The organism is Levilactobacillus brevis (genome assembly GCA_021383565.1).
GTDB classification, from domain to species: domain Bacteria; phylum Bacillota; class Bacilli; order Lactobacillales; family Lactobacillaceae; genus Levilactobacillus; species Levilactobacillus brevis_B.
In genome coordinates this window covers 1,324,918-1,342,734 of the sequence record CP079699.1, presented here as the reverse complement: position 1 = coordinate 1,342,734, position 17,817 = coordinate 1,324,918, and the positions used below count along the sequence as shown (strand labels likewise).

Here is a 17,817-nt window from a genome sequence, read left to right as displayed (position 1 = left end):
AAACAACGCGTAAGTGAATATATAATAGTAGGATTGTTTCCGTTTTCACTGTGGAAACAATCCTTTTTTTATGGTTGAACGCTGGCGCGACGGGGATGTGGGGTGGTTATTTGCCGCCGACCAGACTGTAAATTCGTTGTCTATTGTGGGGCTACGATTTCCATGCACCCAGCGCAGTCGATTGACAGAAAACAAAATGAGATAAAAGTCAGGTTCCCCGAAAACCACCTTTTCATTCGACCTAAACTCTGCGATAATAGGGGTAGTTAACCACGGGGGGCGGTTTACGTTGGAAAAGCGAAGTATGTCGGGTGGCCGATTCTTTCTGGTCACCGTGTTAAACGTTGTGATTACGGTCTTCGAATTCATTGGGGGACTGCTGTCGGGTAGCCTATCACTGCTTTCAGATGCCTTTCACAACTGTGGTGACGCCCTGTCCATCGTGTTGAGCTACGCGGCCCATCGGATTGGCGGTCGCCAGCAGACGCGAACCAATACCTATGGTTATCGTCGAGCGGAGATTCTGGCCGCCTTGCTTAATGCATTAGTTTTAGTGGTCATCTGCGTCATTCTAGCGATTGAGGCGGTTCGGCGGTTATTCCATCCGGAGCACGTGCAGGGGACTGTGATGCTGGGGGTCGCGGTCATTAGCTTTGTGGCAAATCTGCTGTCGACGATTTTGCTAAATCACGGCGCGCAGCACAATCTAAACATTCGGGCCACCTATCTTCATTTACTCAGCGATGCGTTGGCGTCGGTCGGCGTTATCGTGGGGGCATTGATGATTACGTTCTGGCACGTGGAGTGGGTCGACCCGTTGATTACGATTCTAGTGGGCGGTTACATTGCCTGGGAATCGTGGCCGATTATTAAGCAAACACTGGGCATCTTGATGGAGGCGTCGCCGGACTTAGATTATGAGGCGATTGCCCGCGATTTAGAACAGTTGCCGGAGGTCGCGGGGGTTCATCACCTCCATGCCTGGCAGATTGACGAGCACAATATTATTTTTTCCGTGCACGTCAATATGCCTAATTTACCGCTGGCGCAGGTCGAACCCATTTACCGACAGATTGAAACGTTGCTCTGTCAGAAGTATAATGTAAATCATGTGACGATTCAGGCGGAGTGTCATCGGGGAGAACACGAGTCCTTATTTTATGATCAGAACGATTGGCGTCACGAGTAGGAACAGTCGATTACGTAACGTTGGTATCTAATTTAGATGAGGTGAACAGTGATGACTCCGATGAAGGAGGATTATTTAAAAATTATTTTTGAGCTGGGTGGTAAGCAGAAGAAAGTATCCAATAAGCAAATCGCCATCAGCTTGAATATTGCTGCCGGATCGGTAACCGAAATGGTGAACAAGATGACAGCAGAGGGCTTGGCCGAACACACGCCCTACGCCGGGATTTCCCTGACCAACAAGGGGATTCGTCTGGCCGAAGATCTGGTGCGTAAACACCGGATCTGGGAAGACTTTTTGGTGGAGAAATTAGGTTATGGTTTACCGGACGTCCACGAAGAAGCCGAAGTGTTGGAGCACGTGACGAGTCCTAAATTAATTAATTCGCTGGATGACATGCTGGGCCATCCCACGCATTGTCCACACGGTGGTGTGATCCCTGACCGGTATGGCCATTACCACGAAGATAGCCACACCGTCTTGAATGACGCGAAGGATGGTTCGGTGGTCACGGTGGACCGGTTCATTGATAACCGTGATTTGCTGACGTATCTGGGCGACCTGAAGTTAGACATTGGCGACCAGTTGCGAATCATCAAGCACGACCCATTCGAGGGGCCGGTGACCGTACAGAACTTAACCGATGATGCCGAGCTGATTGTCAGCTACAAGGCGGCGCACTACATCTTTATCAAATAAATAATGAAAGGCGGTAGTGTTGAGCTGCCGCTTTTTTCGTGCTTTTACGCGGAGGGATAGCGGGTGAGAGCTTGGGTTAGCGACTGTTTTCGTACAGTAGGTGAACGTGACGAACTTTACGCTAATATCGCTGGTGTGGAGGGGCTTTGTTGAATAATTGGTTCGGCCTCGAGTAGCCGTGAGTGAGCCAAATTTGGTCTCAGCCGTGGGAGTTTCCAAGTGGGTTGCTTGGAAACTGGCGACTTTGAGACGCGGACTTTCAGCTCAAATCGAGGGAAAAGACAGAATTTTGGCTTTTTCCGGTCCGTCCCACCGCGTTTCAGACCAAATTTGGCGAACGGTAAGGTGACCAGTCCAAGCAAAAATAACCGAGTCTCACGGCAGGATTGGCACCGAATTCTTAAGTATTTGCGCAATCCGCCAGATTGTTACTGCCAGACCCCCACTGACTGTCGTATAATGAATGAAAAACCGGCGGGAGGGACTGAGATGAGTAGTCAGAAGAAACGCGATCAATTAATTTTACATACAGCTTTAACCGCTGGCCGTATCATGATTGAAAATGGGTCAGAGGTGGAACGGGTCGAGGATACCATGGAACGGATTGCCCACAATGCGGGGGCCAAGACCAGTCAACTCTTCGTGATGATCACGGGCATTCTGATGGCGATCAACGGTGAGGTCGGCGCGCAGATTGAACCGGTCAAGCGGCGGACGTTTGACTTGGAGAAGATCTCCGTGGTCAACGATCTCTCGCGGCAATTTGCGGCGCATAAGATTACGCTGCAGCAGTTCGCTAATCAGCTGGACCACTTGGACAAATCAACCAAATACTTTCCGTTCTGGCTTCAACTTTTGGCGGCAGCCATGGTTAGTGGGCCGTTGGAAGTGGTCTTTCGACACAACCTCCATGACTTCTGGATTACCTGTATCGTGGGAACCGTGGGGTGGCTGGTCTTTTATCTCTTAAGTAAGTTCATTCAGATTCGGTTTCTCTCCGAATTCGCGGCGGCGGCGACCATTGGTGTGCTGGCAATCTGGTCAGTTCACCTGGGATTGGGAAATAGCGTTGATGATATCATTATCGGGAGTGTCATGCCGCTGGTTCCCGGGGTTCCCATCACCAACTCCGTGCGCGATATCTTGGCCGGTAACTTGGTGAGTGGTCCGGCACGAGGCGTCGAAGCGCTGGTCAGTGCTGCGGCGATTGGCTTTGGCATTGCCATGGTCTTACAATTTCTTTAGGGAGGCTGCCGAATGTCTATTACTGAATTCTTTATTGAGGTTGCGGGCAACTATGTCGCGACCATCGGCTTTGGCATCCTGCTTAACATCCCCCGGCGTGCGTTGAACTACGCCGGCTGGATTGGGGTGCTGGGCTACTTTGTTTATAAATTTTTAGTTATCTGGGGTGGCGGCTACGTCATCGGGAATATGTTGGGGGCTGTGGTCATTGGGGTGGCCTCGCTCCAGGCGGCGCGCATGAAGAAGATGCCGATGATTCTTTTCAATATTCCCGCCCTAGTGCCGTTGGTACCGGGGGGCCAGGCCTACCAGATGATTAAATACTTTGCGCTGGGCCAAAATTCCACGGCATTTATTTTCTTAATTCAGGTGGTCATGATTTCTGGGGCCATCGCCTTTGGTTTTCTGCTCTCGGAACTGGTCAATCGGGTCCAGCAACGCGTTTGGCGGCATCGGCGATAATTTAAGGAAATCTGATAATCTGGCAGGGAGTGTAGTAATCTAGCGGTGGGGTGGTATACTCATTGCTAGGGGTTTCCCAGAATCGGGTATGACGAAAGGAATTTTTAGCATGATGTTATTTAATCGAGATCGGGACCGGCCGTGGAAGTTTACCTTGACCACGGTGCTGTTCCTGATCGTGGCCTACTTTGTGAAGGCTCAAAACGCTTACGTTGATTTCTTAGACTCGTCAATCATTGACGTCATTCAGAAAAATCAACCGGAATGGAAGACGCTACTTTATCGAGGGGTCACCAGTTTAGCGGAACCGAAACTCGCTATTATTTGGACATTGATTCTTGCCTTCTTCTTATGGGGCTTTAAATTCAAAATTCCAGCTTTATGGTGCCTCGCGACTTTAGCGGGTGGGGATGTGATTGCCGCTTTAATTAAAAAAGTGGTGGCGCGTGCTCGCCCCTCGACGCACTTGGCCATTGATGATGGGTTTAGCTTCCCCAGTGGTCACGTCTTCGGCACCTTCCTAGTGATTGCGATGATTTGGGTCATCTTATTGCCGATGATTGCTAAGGCGTGGAAAGCCTGGCTCCTCAGAATCATCTTGATTGTGTGGATGCTCATGGTCATGATCTCACGGGTTTACCTAAACGCCCACTTCCCAACCGACACGATTGGTGCGGTGCTCTTAGCCTACCTATGGTTACAAGTGGCGGAAGGCCTGTACATCCGCTTTGCACCGATGATGCAGAACTGGCCGTTACTCAAGAAATCCGAAGTTTAAGTGGCTTATCCAAAAAGACATGGTCGTTAGCGGCCATGCCTTTTTCTGTGGAAAATTGTTCAATTGCTGATTAAGGTTAAAAATAATATTGACTCGTTTTCAGCTGGTAAATTAGTGGTCACTCCACCTGTGGCTGTCAGAGATTCCGGTGCTGTGGGGATCGCCTGCGGCCTGAGAGGTGGTCCTTCGGCTCGGTTTGAAGCCTGACCAAAATCGTCAGTCTCCAAACGCGTCCCGCGCTGTAAGCTGACCCAGGACATCAGATAACACCGCTGTCACGGCTACCTCCATTCCTGCCTGCCTCCGGTTACATGTGGATAAAGTTACTAAATGTTCCATCGACTCACTAGAATATCAACGTTCACCCAGAGAAATCGGTAATATCCCATGTAGCCGTGAGTGAGGCAAATTTGGTCTCAGCCGTGGGATTTTCCAAGTGATTTGCTTGGAAAATGGCGACTTTGAGACGTGGACTATCGGCTCAAAGTGAGGCAAAAGACAGCCCTTTGGCTTTTGCCGTCCTTCCCGCCGCGTTCCAGGCCAAATTTGGCGAACGGTAAGGTGGGTGGCACAGTCAGTGTGATGTTCTGTCTGTCGTAGGCGACTAAGCCGATGAACTATTTCAGCTCGTTCAACCATTCGGCGGCGAGGTCCATCCAGTGGGCCACGTGTGGCAGTGCCGTCCCCGGTTTCCATGCGGTCACGTGGTTGGCTAAGGCCAGGCCGTGAGAACCGTGATGGAAGACGTGCAGGTCGGTATCTACGTGATGGGCGAGGGAAGCCTGCGCATAACTCATGGCGTTTTGCACCGGAACGAGGGGATCGGCGGCCGTGACCCAGATGAAGCTCGGAACGTTGCGGTCGTTGACCAACTCATCGGCGGCGATACTATCGGGGTCATCGGTCCAGCTGGCCAGCACTTGTTGATCGGTTGGAAAACCTAATTTTGGTGAAATGACCGGGTAACCTAAGATAATAGCGTGGGGCTTCACCTGTTCTGGCTGGGTGCCGGCAAGCTGATTAAGCTTTTGGTCGTGCCAAAGGTCGTTGAATAAGGCCACAATTTGGCCACCCACGGAAAAGCCAGCTACGGCAATCTGGTCAGAGTCAATCTGCCAGTCGGTCGCGTGTTGCCGAATTGCGGCGACACTCTGCGCTAACTCAACGACTGGTGCCGGTAATAGCGGGGTCTTCTCGCCGACAAAGCTATACCGTAGGAAGAAGGCTTGATAGCCCCGAGCGGACCAGGCCAACGCCAGGTCTTCAGCCTGCTGTTCCGGGATGTGGGTGTATGACCCACCGGGAACAATAATCATGGCGGGGTAAGTGGCTGAATCGCCCTGACGCAGATAACCTTGTAGGTAAGCCGCGGAGTCTTCAGCGAGCGATTGGGTAATAATTTTCATGACGAATCCTCCTTGATGAAGTGAATGCATGGTAAGATGGGTGTGCGCTGATTGATTTAGGCGAACGGGCGGTGGCTGAAAATAATCTTAAACGGCCATGCCCGGCGTACACACACCTATATTGTAACGCAGTTGAAGCAAAAACCTAGTGGGAAAGAAGGGGTAGCGTGACAGCAATTTTAAAGACGACGCGGTTGGATTTACGCCCGTTGACGGACAGTGATTACGCGGCCTATAAACGCTTGGTGACCGATCTCAGGATTTCACAGCCGGCGGGACTCATGGGTAATCCGGACGATCAGCAGGTCCGGCATTGGTATCGCGCTGACCGGCGTACCCCGCGGTCCTATGCCGTGGTCTTTCATCCGACAAACGAAATGATTGGGGTCGTCTTATTCTACGACTGGACGGATGAGACGGGCGCGCCCGATGAAACCGGGCTGGAGCTTGGTTACTTCATGGACCCCGCCTTCTGGGGCCGGGGACTGATGACCGAGGCCGTCACCGCTTGTCTGACGGACCTTGCCCGGTCACAGACCACGGTCAAAACGGTCTGGGCCAATACCTTGGTCAGCAATGATCGTTCCGTCCAATTATTAGAAAAATTATCTTTCCAAACAATCGGTGACCAATTGATGGCCGTGACAGGTAGCGGTCAAACGCTGCAACGACAGGCTTTGTTGCGCCTTGACCTAAATTGTTGGGAAAATAATTGATACTAATCTAGATTTAATCTTGCAATTTTCAGAATTCATGAGTATACTTCAATGTATCGAATAGAAGAGGCGCAATCAACATGAGTCGCTTTCCTGAGGTGGGTCACACCGATGACGGAAAGTAAAAGGGGCGATTGCCGAAATTCTCGCGTGACAACCTAGCGCGGGGGTTGGGTCCTGGTTTAACAGATCAGGGACTGTCGCAGCCAAATATCGGCTGCGGGGCGCTTTCAACGATATTGACTTGGAATAATGAATTTTCCAATCTCTCTCGCAAAGCTTTTCTGCGGGAGAGATTTTTTAATTCACTGGGTCGTTTCGAGGAAGTCCTTCTATAAAAAGAAGGAGGAAACATTATGGAACAAAGCATGTCAAACGCAACAACCAGCGAGGCCTCTGATCAGGTTAAGCGGGGACTCAAGACGCGTCACGTTTCAATGATTGCGTTAGGTGGCTGTATCGGGACAGGATTATTCGTCGCAAGTGGGTCGGCAATTTCAACTGCCGGGCCTGGTGGTGCGTTAGTCGCCTATATCGCCATGGGTTTGATGGTGTACTTCCTGATGACCAGCTTGGGTGAAATGGCCACGAACATGCCAATCTCTGGTTCATTCGCGGCTTACTCAGCCAAGTATGTTGACCCGGCTTTAGGATTTGCCATGGGCTGGAACTACTGGTTCAACTGGGCCATTACGGTTGCCGTTGACATCTCGACTGCCGCACTGGTCATGAAGTTCTGGTTACCCGGCGTCCCCGGTTGGATCTGGAGTGCCATCGCCTTACTCTTAGTCTTCACGATCAATGCCTTCTCCGTCCAAGCCTTTGGCGAAACGGAATTCTGGATGTCACTGATCAAGGTGGTCACGATCTTTATCTTCTTAGCCGTTGGGCTGATGACCATCGTGGGTATCATGGGTGGTCACGCAACGGGCTTAGAAAACTTCACGTACAAGAAGGCCCCATTCGTTGGTGGTTTCCCTGCTATCCTGAGTGTGTTCGTGGTTGCTGGTTTCTCGTTCCAAGGGACTGAATTAGTCGGCATCACAGCCGGTGAATCCGAAGATCCTTCGCACAGTGTTCCTAAGGCTATCAATTCTGTATTCTGGCGAATCATTTTATTCTACATTTTAGCTATCTTTGTTATCGCCGCTGTCTTACCTTACACGAGCCATGATTTGTTAGGATCTTCTGCTAGTGACATTGCCATCAGTCCATTTACCTTGGTCTTCAAGCGAGCTGGTTTAGCCGCTGCGGCCAGCGTCATGAACGCCGTTATCTTGACGGCCGTTATCTCCGCTGCCAACTCTGGGATGTACGCGTCAACGCGGATGCTGTTCTCACTTTCCAAGGAAGGCTACGCACCGAAGTTGTTTGAACGGACTGGTAAGAATGGGATTCCTTATCCTGCTTTGTTTGCCACGACTGTTATTGCTGCCTTGACCTTTATCAGTAGTATCGCCGGCCCTAAGATTTACATGTGGTTGGTTGCTGCTAGTGGGTTGACCGGGTTCATCGCTTGGTTCGGGATTGCTTTATCACACTTACGGTTCCGTCGGGCATTTACCCTGCAAGGGCACAAGCTGTCTGAATTAAAGTATCATGCAAAGTGGTTCCCATTAGGCCCAATCTTGGCCTTAGTCCTCTGTATCGCTGTGATTGTTGGGCAAGACCCACAATCCTTCTTCACGGGTAACTGGGAACAAGTGCTGGTCACTTACATGAGTGTTCCACTGGTCTTAGTTCTCTACATTGGCTACAAGATCAAGAAGCACACGAAGTTGATTCCATTGAAGGACGTTGACGTCTCCCCAGTGCACCGCGATGGGACGCTGAAGGAAACGGCTAACGTTACGAGTGATACGACAAACGATTAGATTGAAATTGTGTGGGCGATTTTAATTAAATAAAAAAAGTTGAACGACGACTAGGTCGAGTGAATCCCGACTGGTCGCCGTTTTGTATCCTGCAAGGGAACAGAACGTGAAAACCGCTGAAGAGGAATTTCCCACGACATGTTGTCTTTTACCGATAGGGTTGGTACAATATGTAGTGTTGAATTTTAGACCGGATGAAAACGATTTCCGGAATGTGCGTAAATCAAAGGAGAGATAGCATGCTTGTACTATCAGGAACAATTGGGGCCGGCAAGACGAGTCTAACTAACTTATTAGCCGAACACTTACAGAAACCAGCTTTTTATGAATCGGTGGACGACAACAAGATCTTGCCACTGTTTTACCAAAACCCACAAAAGTATGCTTTCTTATTACAAATCTACTTTTTAAACAAGCGCTTAGACAGCATCAAGGCTGCTAACGCGGACGATGAAAGTGTCTTGGATCGGTCAATCTTCGAAGATTCCTTGCTCTTTCACTTAAACGCTGACCTGGGTCGCGCTACCAGTACGGAAGTCGACATCTACGACTCCTTGCTGGCCAACATGATGCAGGAATTACCCGACGCCGTGCACAAGAAGAACCCAGATCTGTTGATTCACATCAACATCTCGTTCGACACGATGCTCGACCGCATCAAGAAGCGGGGCCGCTCATACGAACAAATCGACCATGACCCGAGCTTGTTCGAATACTACAAGGAACTCGACCAACGCTACGTGGACTGGTACAACAACTACGATAAGTCACCTAAGATGCAGATCGACGGCGACAAGCTTGATTTCGTGGAAGATCCAGCTGCCCGGCAAGAAGTTCTGAAGTTAATTGATGAAAAGATTGCCTCACTCTAGGCCGTTTGGTTGAAATGTTATGAGGCAAGAAGTGCTGACTGCGGTTGGCACTTTTTTCTTTGGTGAAAGGAGCCGGGGTGAGGCTAAGTTGACCGCCTTACCGTTCGCCAAATTTGGTCTGGAACGCGGTGGGTAGGATGTACTAGTCCCTGTCAAGTTGTCATTCGAAATAATATAAAATGGATATTTACTCTAAGCGGCTTCATTCCAGTATTCTACTGGGGTGAGGCCGTTTCTTTCTGGGGAACGATCCAAGTAATTAAAGTAGTGGATGCCTTCGTTTACCAGCTCCACAAACTCTCGATACGTTTTTGGCATTGGATGACGTTCCATCCAATGCGCTTTAAATTCATTCCACCAACGCTCCATTGGCGCGTTGTCGTAAGGTGTTCCTGGTCGGGACATACTGCGCATCACTTTATGTTCTGACAGAAAGTTATTGAAAGCTTTAGCGGTGTAAGCAGCTCCACGGTCCGTATGGATCAGTGGGTGTACATCGCCAGCCTGTTCAAAAGCCTGTTTAAAAACCTGGATCTCTGCCACAGCTGTTTCTGTAGTGCTCAAAAATGAGGCGATCAGTCTCCGGCCGCATAGATCTAAAACACCACTCAGTCGGATTTTGAATTGACCCTTTGGTCCGTAAGACAACTCAGTCGAATCCGCAAGCCAAACCTGGTTGGGACCGGCGACTTTAAAGTTACGATTCAAAACATTGTCCTGAATGTATTGTTCCTGTTCCTTGATACGTTGGCGCTTCTTAACCCGAATCTGACACTTGATATTCAAGTTACGCATAATTCGTTTAACACGCTTGATTGTTACCTTAAACGTCACCTGTTCATCATGCTGTAGATTGGACAAGATCTTGCCAGCTCCGATTGCTTGATGATGTTGATTGAACCAATAAGTGATTCGCTTTTCTAGAAGCCGCTCTTGAGTCTCCCACGGCGTTTCTTGCCGATGAAAAGACTTGTTATAAGCTTGCCGACTAACTCCGATATGCGTCAATAATGTCTTAATGGCGCCTCGCTTTCCTTGACTGACCTCACTGATTGCCTGATATGCCAGTCGATGTTGCTGATTCACCCCTTGTGCTGAATTTCTTGAAATTTTTTTACGAATTCTTTCAGTAATTCCATGTCGGCGACTTGACCTTCTAGTTGCTTAATCCGCAAATTGGCCTTATCTAAGTCGGTTAATTCTCGTTGTGGCTTACGGTGTCCGCGTCGATCCTCTAAGGCGTTGTAACCACCTTTCTTAGCTCTAAGCACCCACGAACGGGCTTGTTGGTAGGAGACGCTGTAATGTTCAGCTGCTTCGTTATATGAGTGGTTCTGCTTGGTAATGTACTCAACCACTTCAATACGCTCTGCCAGAGTAGTTTTTCGGCTCATCGTTGGGACCTGCTTTCTAGACGGGGTTGCCGTCACAGTTTTGTCCCTATTATACCTGGAAACCCAGTAATTTACCTGCGTAGCTGAGCGCAAACCATACTTCATTGCTACTTCTCGTTGTGAACCTTCGCCGTTCAAAAAAGCATACACGACTCTTAGCTTAAAGACCTCACTGTATCTGCGACAACCTTTAGATTCTTTAAGCCCATCAAAGCCATCTCGTTTGTACAACGCCCGCCACCGAATGACCGCCTCCTTGTCTGCCAAACCATGTTCTCTGGCAAAGCCAATATTAGTTTGACCTGATGCTTCAAACTCATTAATCAACTCCAGCTTCTCCACGGCACTATACTTGATCTTCGACATGTCATATTCCCTCCGTTGATTGTCAGATGAATTATATTATTTCATTTGACAACCCCAAAGGGATCATAACAGACGCTCCGAGCCTGAAAAGCGGTCTCGGAGCTCGCTTGGAACCGCCCAGAATCGGCGTTTCCAAGTCGCCATTATCTAACCGGCTGATGCCGCTAAGATAATCCCACGGCTGAGACCAAATTTGCCTCACTCACGGCTACGCGAGAGGGTATCAACCAATCCTGCTGAATACTGCCGTCTCGGCGATGTCATTACCCATTTAGTGGAGGCCACTTGTGTAACCGGAGGTAGCCAGAGATGTAGGCAGCCGAGACAGCGGTGTTAGCTGACGTCCTGAGTCAGCTTACAGCGCGGGACGTGTTTGGAGACTGGCGAACTTTGCTAGGCTTCAAACCGAGCCGGAGGACCGCTTCTTAGGCCGCAGGCAGTCCCCACAGCGCCGGAATCTCTGGCAACCGCAGGTGGATGACGATGATCAATTTAATGGCTTTAATCTTTTCACAGCTGACAGTCGTAGACACTGATTTACCTAATTTGCTGGTTTAAACTTTTGCTTTGCAATTGTCATCGCCAACAAAATGCGGTATGATAAGCGTAATCAAAAACACGAGGTGCCTATCCAGTAGACGGCCAGAGAAGCGGGGAAAGCTGCAAACCGCGACGTCGAACATTCCAGCACAAACTAAAGTGGGCGGGTAATGCCGCACGGTGCAGACCGTTATCATGTTCAAGGGTATGGCTGAAGATTGCAGTCATGAACTTGGGTGGTACCGCGAAGGTCTTCGTCCCATGTGACGGAGGCCTTTTTTGTATCATCCGGAAAATCGAAGGGAGTAAGCAGATGTTAGATTTAAAATTAATTCGTCAAGAACCAGACTTCATTAAAGAAAAGTTGGCTACGCGGGGTGTCGACCCTGCCGATATCGACGACCTGTTGGCCTTGGATGCCAAGCGGCGAGACCTGATCGTTAAGAGTGAGACGATGAAGGCCCAACGGAACACGGTTTCCGATGAGATTTCACAACTCAAGCGCAACAAGCAAGACGCTAACGATAAGATTACCGAAATGCGTCAAGTCAGTGGGGACATCAAGAAGCTGGATGCCGATCTGGACACGTTAAAGGACCAAGTCCAAGACGCCGCTGCCCACCTGCCAAACATTCCCAATGACAACGTCCCCGTTGGTCTGACGGAAGACGGTAGTGTGGAAATCCGCAAGTGGGGCGAAAAGCCCAACATGGACTTCACGCCTAAGGCCCACTACGAATTGGGTGAAGACCTCGGTATTCTGGATTTTGAAGCAGGGGCCAAGGTTTCCGGTAGCCGTTACCTCTATTACTTGGGCTTAGGCGCACGTCTGGAACGGGCCGTCTACAACTTCTTCTTGGATGAAAACACCAAGGCGGGCTTCAAGGAAGTCTTACCCCCTTACATTGTCAACGATGACTCCATGTACGGGACTGGTCAATTCCCTAAGTTTAAGCAGGACGTTTACCAACTGCGGGATGAAGACATGACCTTGATTCCCACGGCCGAAGTTCCTTTGGTCAACTATTACCGCGACGAAGTCATTCCCGAAGCCGACCTGCCAGTCTGGTTCACGGCGTTGACGCCTGCCTTCCGGTCAGAAGCTGGGAGTGCCGGTCGTGACACCCGGGGACTGATTCGGTTGCACCAATTCAATAAGGTTGAAATGGTGAAGTTCTGTAAGCCAGAAAACTCATGGGATGAATTGGAATCCTTAACCAAGCACGCTGAGAGCCTCTTACAGAAGTTAGGCTTGGCTTACCACGTGATTACGTTGACCACTAGCGACATGAGCTTCACGGCCGCTATGACCCATGATTTGGAAGTCTGGTTCCCAGAACAAAACATGTACCGGGAAATTTCAAGCTGCTCCAACACCACGGACTTCCAAGCTCGGCGGGCCCACATCCAATACCGGGATGACAACGGCAAGCTGCAATACGTCCACGCGCTGAACGGTTCTGGCTTAGCCGTAGGTCGGACCGTGGCCGCTATTTTGGAAAACTACCAAAACGCCGATGGTACCGTAACGATTCCAGAAGTTCTGGTTCCTTATATGGGCGGCGTCACGAAGATCACCAAATAGGTCAATTGACCGAGTAAATATAGTGCCAGCCATAGGCGACTGGTTGGACAAACTAAAACATTGAGTAGAGGGTTCCATCGATTGAATTGTCGGTGGAGCCTTTTTGGATTGACTGGACAATATAGATAAACAAATTGCCGGCGAGGGCTAGCTGAAGCTTAGTAGTTAAATCGGGATGAATAAACTTTTTGAGTATTTTTGCAATTTTTTGTTGACGAGGGGTAGGGACTTCGTATAAAATAGTTTCTGTTGGTTAATTCGACCGGTGTTGACAAGTTCCGGCGCAGGCGTGTACCGACAATCTTTCTTGGAATTTGGTTGATTCAAAATTTTGCAAGAAAATGCAAAAAAGAGTAGCTTTTCTTCGAAAGATGAGATACAATATTACTTGTTGTTAAGCGAGTAGTTATTCAGCTAACGAATATTTATTCAAAATAATTCGAAATTGTTGTTGACAAGCTTCGCTGAGCATGGTAAATTATAATAGTTGTTTCGAGCGAGCTTGTTGACTTGCTTCGAAGAATATGGAGGATTAGCTCAGTTGGGAGAGCGTCTGCCTTACAAGCAGAGGGTCACAGGTTCGAGCCCTGTATCCTCCATCGGAACCCAAAAGTTCCTGGCGTTAGTTCGCCAACGTTGCAGGTGTGGCGGAACTGGCAGACGCGCTAGATTTAGGTTCTAGTGTCTTATGACGTGGGGGTTCGAGTCCCTTCACCTGCATTAACCAAATATAGCAAAATATTTCAAACAATATTTTGCCGACTTAGCTCAGTTGGCAGAGCATCTCACTAGTAATGAGGAGGTCGGAGGTTCGAATCCTCTAGTCGGCATGGTACCATTAATATAATAGCCAATTTGCGGAAGTAGTTCAGTGGTAGAACATCACCTTGCCATGGTGGGGGTCGCGGGTTCGAATCCCGTCTTCCGCTTTTGCCCTTTTGCCGGGGTGGCGGAATTGGCAGACGCACAGGACTTAAAATCCTGCGGTCAGTGATGACCGTACCGGTTCGATCCCGGTCCTCGGCATTTAACTTAATAATAATTATGCACCCATAGCGCAATTGGATAGAGTGTCTGACTACGAATCAGAAGGTTGTAGGTTCGACTCCTACTGGGTGCATTTTTGTTGCTTATAAGCCATTGTAAGCAATTTTTCGGGAAGTAGCTCAGCTTGGTAGAGCACCTGGTTTGGGACCAGGGGGTCGCAGGTTCGAATCCTGTCTTCCCGATTTGACTGACGTGATTAGTGGGTCAGTGAGCTTTCCTCGGGAAGTAGCTCAGCTTGGTAGAGCACCACGTTCGGGACGTGGGGGTCGCAAGTTCAAATCTTGTCTTCCCGATTTTTTTATTCCCGAATACATATATAATGATAGAAACGGCAACTTCCATACAGATTGTTTGGAAGCGAGCCGTTTTTTTGTTACCATAGATTACTAGAACTTCTGCCAAAATTGTGACGATGAGTTGGGCAGTGCGCGGGTATTTGGACTGGTGGATTGTGTTGCCGGTCCACGCACCAAATCGGTTCGTTGTTAAGAAAACAAAACTTCTCGCCAATCAGCGGTCTAATCCGTTGCAATTTCACTGGAATTTCGTATAATATTAGTCAACATTAGTCAAGAACACTGCACTGAAGGGGGGACGATAATGGAGAATCAAAATATTTCGGATATTATTGAATCTTACCTGAAGCAGATTTTGGCTGAATCCCAGCAGGTGGAGATCCGTCGAGCGGAAATTGCCAATCAGTTTAACGTCGTGCCATCGCAGATTAATTACGTGATTAAGACCCGGTTTACGATTCAAGACGGGTACGTGGTTCAGAGTAAACGCGGTGGTGGCGGTTATATTCGAATTGAAAAGGTCAAGTTACTGGATAACTTAGATTTTATTGATTCGCTGGTGACGGCAGTTGGCGACCAGATTTCGCGTCACGATAGTTTATCCGTGGTTCGAAGCCTGTTTGAGGCCGGGGCAATTAATCGAAGCGAGGCCAATATTATTCTCGCGGCGATTAACAAGGATGCCATCAACACGGGTGACCGGCAAGCCGATGAGCAGATTCGCGCGCAGATTTTAATTTCTATTTTGAATCACCTACGCTATGAGAGTTAAGAAAGTGAGGAGCTGCAATGGATAATTTATTTACACCAAGCGCTAAGAGCGTCCTCGTCTTGGCACAGGAACAAGCAAAGTACTTCAAGCACCAAGCAGTGGGGACGGAACACTTGCTGCTGGCCCTTACCATTGAAAAAAATGGCATTGCCAACAAGGTTCTCCAACAGTTCTCAGTGACCGACGATGATGTTCGCGAAGAGATCGAGCGCTTCACGGGCTACGGTACGCTGGCGAACACCGATAAAGATAGTTACTTGCCATACTCGCCGAAGGCCAAATCCATGTTGGCCCTGGCCGGTGACGAAGCGAAACGCTTAGGCGCAACGAAGATTGGGACGGAACACTTATTATTGGCGTTGTTGAGTGACGAAACAATCTTATCTTCACGGATTTTGAAGAATTTAAACGTTCAACTGACGGACGCCCACAAGGTGGTGCTTCGCAAGTTAGGGATTACCGATACGCCTAAACGCCGGAACGATAACCGTAACCGGCGGGCACCACAGGGCGGAACGCCAACGCTGGACTCTCTGGCACGCGACTTGACCCAATCCGCTAAGGAAGGCCGGATGGACCCAACCGTTGGCCGTGACAAAGAGGTAAAGCGGGTCATTCAGATTTTGAGTCGGCGGACCAAGAACAACCCTGTCTTGATTGGGGAACCCGGTGTTGGGAAGACGGCGATCGCCGAGGGTTTGGCCCAACGGATCGTGGCCGGCGATGTCCCAGAAGACATGCAAAACAAACGGCTGATGATGCTGGACATGGGGTCCTTAGTGGCCGGCACCAAGTACCGTGGTGAATTTGAAGACCGGTTGAAGAAAGTTATCGAAGAGATTTACAACGATGGCCAAGTTATCCTGTTTATCGATGAACTTCACACCTTGATTGGTGCCGGTGGTGCTGAAGGGGCGATTGATGCATCGAACATCTTGAAGCCTGCTTTAGCCCGGGGCGAACTCCAAACCATTGGGGCCACGACGCTGGACGAATACCAGAAGTACATCGAATCCGATGCCGCGTTGGAACGGCGGTTCGCGACGGTCCAAGTCGATGAACCGACGAGTGCGGAAGCCTTGGAAATCCTGAAGGGCTTGCGGTCACGCTATGAAGACCACCACCACGTCAACATCACAGATGATGCGCTAGAACAAGCCGTTAAGTTGTCCACGCGTTACATCAGCGACCGGTTCTTGCCGGATAAGGCGATTGACCTGATGGATGAAGCGGCGGCGAAGGTTCGGATCGACCAAATGGACAAGCCAACGCCAGCCAGCAAGCAGGCCAAGGAATTGTCCGACTTAGCCGACGAGAAGGAAGCGGCCATTGAACAGCAGGACTTCGAACAGGCCGCTAAGCTGCGGACAAAGGAAATGGCCTTGCGGCAGAAGGTCGAGGCGCGTGAAGCCAAGGCGGCCGCTGCGGCAACGCCAGAGCGTCAATACACGACCGACGTTACCGGTGAAGATGTGGCCGATGTGGTTGCTGAGTGGACGGGCGTTCCCGTTACCCAACTGAAGCAGACCGATGCCGAACGGCTGGTTAACCTGGAGAAGATCCTGCACAAGCGGGTCATTGGCCAGAAGGAAGCCGTTTCGGCGGTCGCTCGGGCCATCCGGCGGGCGCGGTCGGGTCTGAAAGATCCGAACCGACCAATTGGCTCCTTCATGTTCTTGGGACCAACCGGTGTCGGGAAGACCGAATTAGCTAAGGCCTTGGCCGAAGCGATGTTTGGGTCCGAAGACAACATGATCCGTGTCGACATGAGTGAGTACATGGAAAAATACTCCACTAGCCGATTGATCGGGTCTGCACCAGGCTACGTCGGGTACGACGAGGGTGGCCAGTTGACCGAAAAGGTTCGGCAGAAGCCATACTCCGTGGTCCTCTTCGATGAAGTTGAAAAGGCCCATCCAGATGTCTTTAACATTTTGCTGCAGGTTTTAGACGATGGTTACCTGACGGATTCCAAGGGACGGAAGGTTGACTTCAGAAATACCATTCTGATCATGACCTCTAACCTGGGGGCAACGAAACTGCGGGATGAAAAGACCGTTGGGTTCGGTGCCGAAGACTTAGCCAACAGTTACCAAGCGATGTCACAGACGATTCGGGAGACCTTGAAGCAATCCTTCCGGCCAGAATTTCTGAACCGGATTGATGAAACGGTCATCTTCCACTCCTTGAAGAAGGATGAACTCCACGAAATCGTGAAGTTGATGGCTAAGCACATCGTCGACCGGGTGGCTGAGCAGAATATCAAGTTGAAGATTACGCCGGCCGCAATTGAAGTGGTGGCAAAGGCGGGCTTTGACCCTGAGTACGGTGCTCGGCCAATTCGGCGGGCATTGCAGACGCAGGTTGAAGATAAGCTGAGTGAGTCCTTGCTAAACGGCGAGGTTAAGCCACACGATCAAGTGACGATTGGGGCGACGCACGGTGAAATCACGGTAAACGTGAAGACGCCGACGAAGACCAAGAAGCCAACGGCGGTCGCGAGCCACTAAAAGAGATTAAGCGTAGCGGTGTTTCTCCTAACGGGGAGGCACCGCTATTTTTGACGGGTCGTGAAC

Annotated in this window: 14 protein-coding genes and 8 tRNA genes; 19 read left to right on the top strand and 3 right to left on the bottom strand. The window is 49.8% G+C overall.

Annotation, left to right across the window (positions count from 1 at the left end):
- Nucleotides 1–304 precede the first annotated feature (304 nt).
- From KB236_06330 to KB236_06310, 5 genes are all read left to right on the top strand, one after another.
- On the top strand, nt 305–1,189 hold the full coding sequence (locus KB236_06330) for a cation diffusion facilitator family transporter (GenBank protein ID UIF30310.1): 885 nt from the start codon (nt 305–307) through the stop codon (nt 1,187–1,189).
- A gap of 51 nt (nt 1,190–1,240) precedes the next feature.
- The gene (locus tag KB236_06325) at nt 1,241–1,888 is read left to right on the top strand and encodes a metal-dependent transcriptional regulator (GenBank protein UIF28174.1); all 648 of its coding nucleotides are present in this window, start codon (nt 1,241–1,243) and stop codon (nt 1,886–1,888) included.
- Nucleotides 1,889–2,377: 489 nt separating this feature from the next.
- The gene (locus tag KB236_06320) at nt 2,378–3,133 is read left to right on the top strand and encodes a threonine/serine exporter family protein (protein ID UIF28173.1); all 756 of its coding nucleotides are present in this window, start codon (nt 2,378–2,380) and stop codon (nt 3,131–3,133) included.
- A gap of 12 nt (nt 3,134–3,145) precedes the next feature.
- On the top strand, nt 3,146–3,595 hold the full coding sequence (locus KB236_06315) for a threonine/serine exporter family protein (GenBank protein ID UIF28172.1): 450 nt from the start codon (nt 3,146–3,148) through the stop codon (nt 3,593–3,595).
- A gap of 109 nt (nt 3,596–3,704) precedes the next feature.
- Nucleotides 3,705–4,373 carry a phosphatase PAP2 family protein gene (locus tag KB236_06310; GenBank protein UIF28171.1) on the top strand — a complete coding sequence of 223 codons (669 nt, stop codon included), beginning with the start codon at nt 3,705–3,707 and terminating at the stop codon, nt 4,371–4,373.
- Between the two features lie 617 nt (nt 4,374–4,990).
- Here the strand turns inward: KB236_06310 and KB236_06305 are convergent.
- Nucleotides 4,991–5,779 (bottom strand): alpha/beta hydrolase, encoded by a 789-nt coding sequence (locus KB236_06305; protein ID UIF28170.1) that lies wholly within the window; start codon nt 5,777–5,779, stop codon nt 4,991–4,993.
- 167 nt (nt 5,780–5,946) lie between these two features.
- On the opposite strand from KB236_06305, the gene KB236_06300 reads away from it, so the two are divergent.
- From KB236_06300 to KB236_06290, 3 genes are all read left to right on the top strand, one after another.
- Entirely contained in the window at nt 5,947–6,495 is a 549-nt protein-coding gene (locus tag KB236_06300; GenBank protein ID UIF28169.1) for a GNAT family N-acetyltransferase, read from the top strand.
- Nucleotides 6,496–6,863: 368 nt separating this feature from the next.
- On the top strand, nt 6,864–8,369 hold the full coding sequence (locus KB236_06295) for an amino acid permease (GenBank protein UIF30309.1): 1,506 nt from the start codon (nt 6,864–6,866) through the stop codon (nt 8,367–8,369).
- 239 nt (nt 8,370–8,608) lie between these two features.
- Nucleotides 8,609–9,241 (top strand): deoxynucleoside kinase, encoded by a 633-nt coding sequence (locus KB236_06290; protein UIF28168.1) that lies wholly within the window; start codon nt 8,609–8,611, stop codon nt 9,239–9,241.
- Between the two features lie 192 nt (nt 9,242–9,433).
- On the opposite strand, the gene KB236_06285 is transcribed toward KB236_06290, so the two are convergent.
- Both KB236_06285 and KB236_06280 read right to left on the bottom strand, forming a co-directional pair.
- The gene (locus KB236_06285) at nt 9,434–10,327 is read right to left on the bottom strand and encodes an IS3 family transposase (protein UIF28167.1); all 894 of its coding nucleotides are present in this window, start codon (nt 10,325–10,327) and stop codon (nt 9,434–9,436) included.
- Nucleotides 10,324–11,001 carry a transposase gene (locus KB236_06280; GenBank protein ID UIF28166.1) on the bottom strand — a complete coding sequence of 226 codons (678 nt, stop codon included), beginning with the start codon at nt 10,999–11,001 and terminating at the stop codon, nt 10,324–10,326. Before KB236_06280 ends, KB236_06285 begins: the two co-directional genes overlap by 4 nt.
- 853 nt (nt 11,002–11,854) lie before the next feature.
- On the opposite strand from KB236_06280, the gene serS reads away from it, so the two are divergent.
- From serS to KB236_06225, 11 genes are all read left to right on the top strand, one after another.
- Nucleotides 11,855–13,126 (top strand): serine--tRNA ligase, encoded by a 1,272-nt coding sequence (gene serS, locus KB236_06275; GenBank protein UIF28165.1) that lies wholly within the window; start codon nt 11,855–11,857, stop codon nt 13,124–13,126.
- A gap of 526 nt (nt 13,127–13,652) precedes the next feature.
- Nucleotides 13,653–13,725 (top strand) — tRNA-Val (locus KB236_06270).
- A gap of 39 nt (nt 13,726–13,764) precedes the next feature.
- Nucleotides 13,765–13,846: transfer RNA gene (locus KB236_06265), tRNA-Leu, on the top strand.
- A 37-nt stretch (nt 13,847–13,883) separates the two neighbouring features.
- Nucleotides 13,884–13,956 (top strand) — tRNA-Thr (locus KB236_06260).
- A gap of 27 nt (nt 13,957–13,983) precedes the next feature.
- Nucleotides 13,984–14,055 (top strand) — tRNA-Gly (locus KB236_06255).
- A gap of 11 nt (nt 14,056–14,066) precedes the next feature.
- A tRNA-Leu gene (locus KB236_06250) sits at nt 14,067–14,152 on the top strand.
- Between the two features lie 20 nt (nt 14,153–14,172).
- Nucleotides 14,173–14,246, top strand: a tRNA-Arg gene (locus KB236_06245).
- Between the two features lie 35 nt (nt 14,247–14,281).
- Nucleotides 14,282–14,355, top strand: a tRNA-Pro gene (locus tag KB236_06240).
- 37 nt (nt 14,356–14,392) lie between these two features.
- Nucleotides 14,393–14,466, top strand: a tRNA-Pro gene (locus KB236_06235).
- Between the two features lie 307 nt (nt 14,467–14,773).
- Nucleotides 14,774–15,241, top strand: a complete 468-nt coding sequence (locus tag KB236_06230; GenBank protein UIF28164.1) for a CtsR family transcriptional regulator — start codon at nt 14,774–14,776, stop codon at nt 15,239–15,241.
- Between the two features lie 17 nt (nt 15,242–15,258).
- On the top strand, nt 15,259–17,751 hold the full coding sequence (locus tag KB236_06225) for an ATP-dependent Clp protease ATP-binding subunit (protein UIF28163.1): 2,493 nt from the start codon (nt 15,259–15,261) through the stop codon (nt 17,749–17,751).
- Nucleotides 17,752–17,817: the final 66 nt, after the last annotated feature.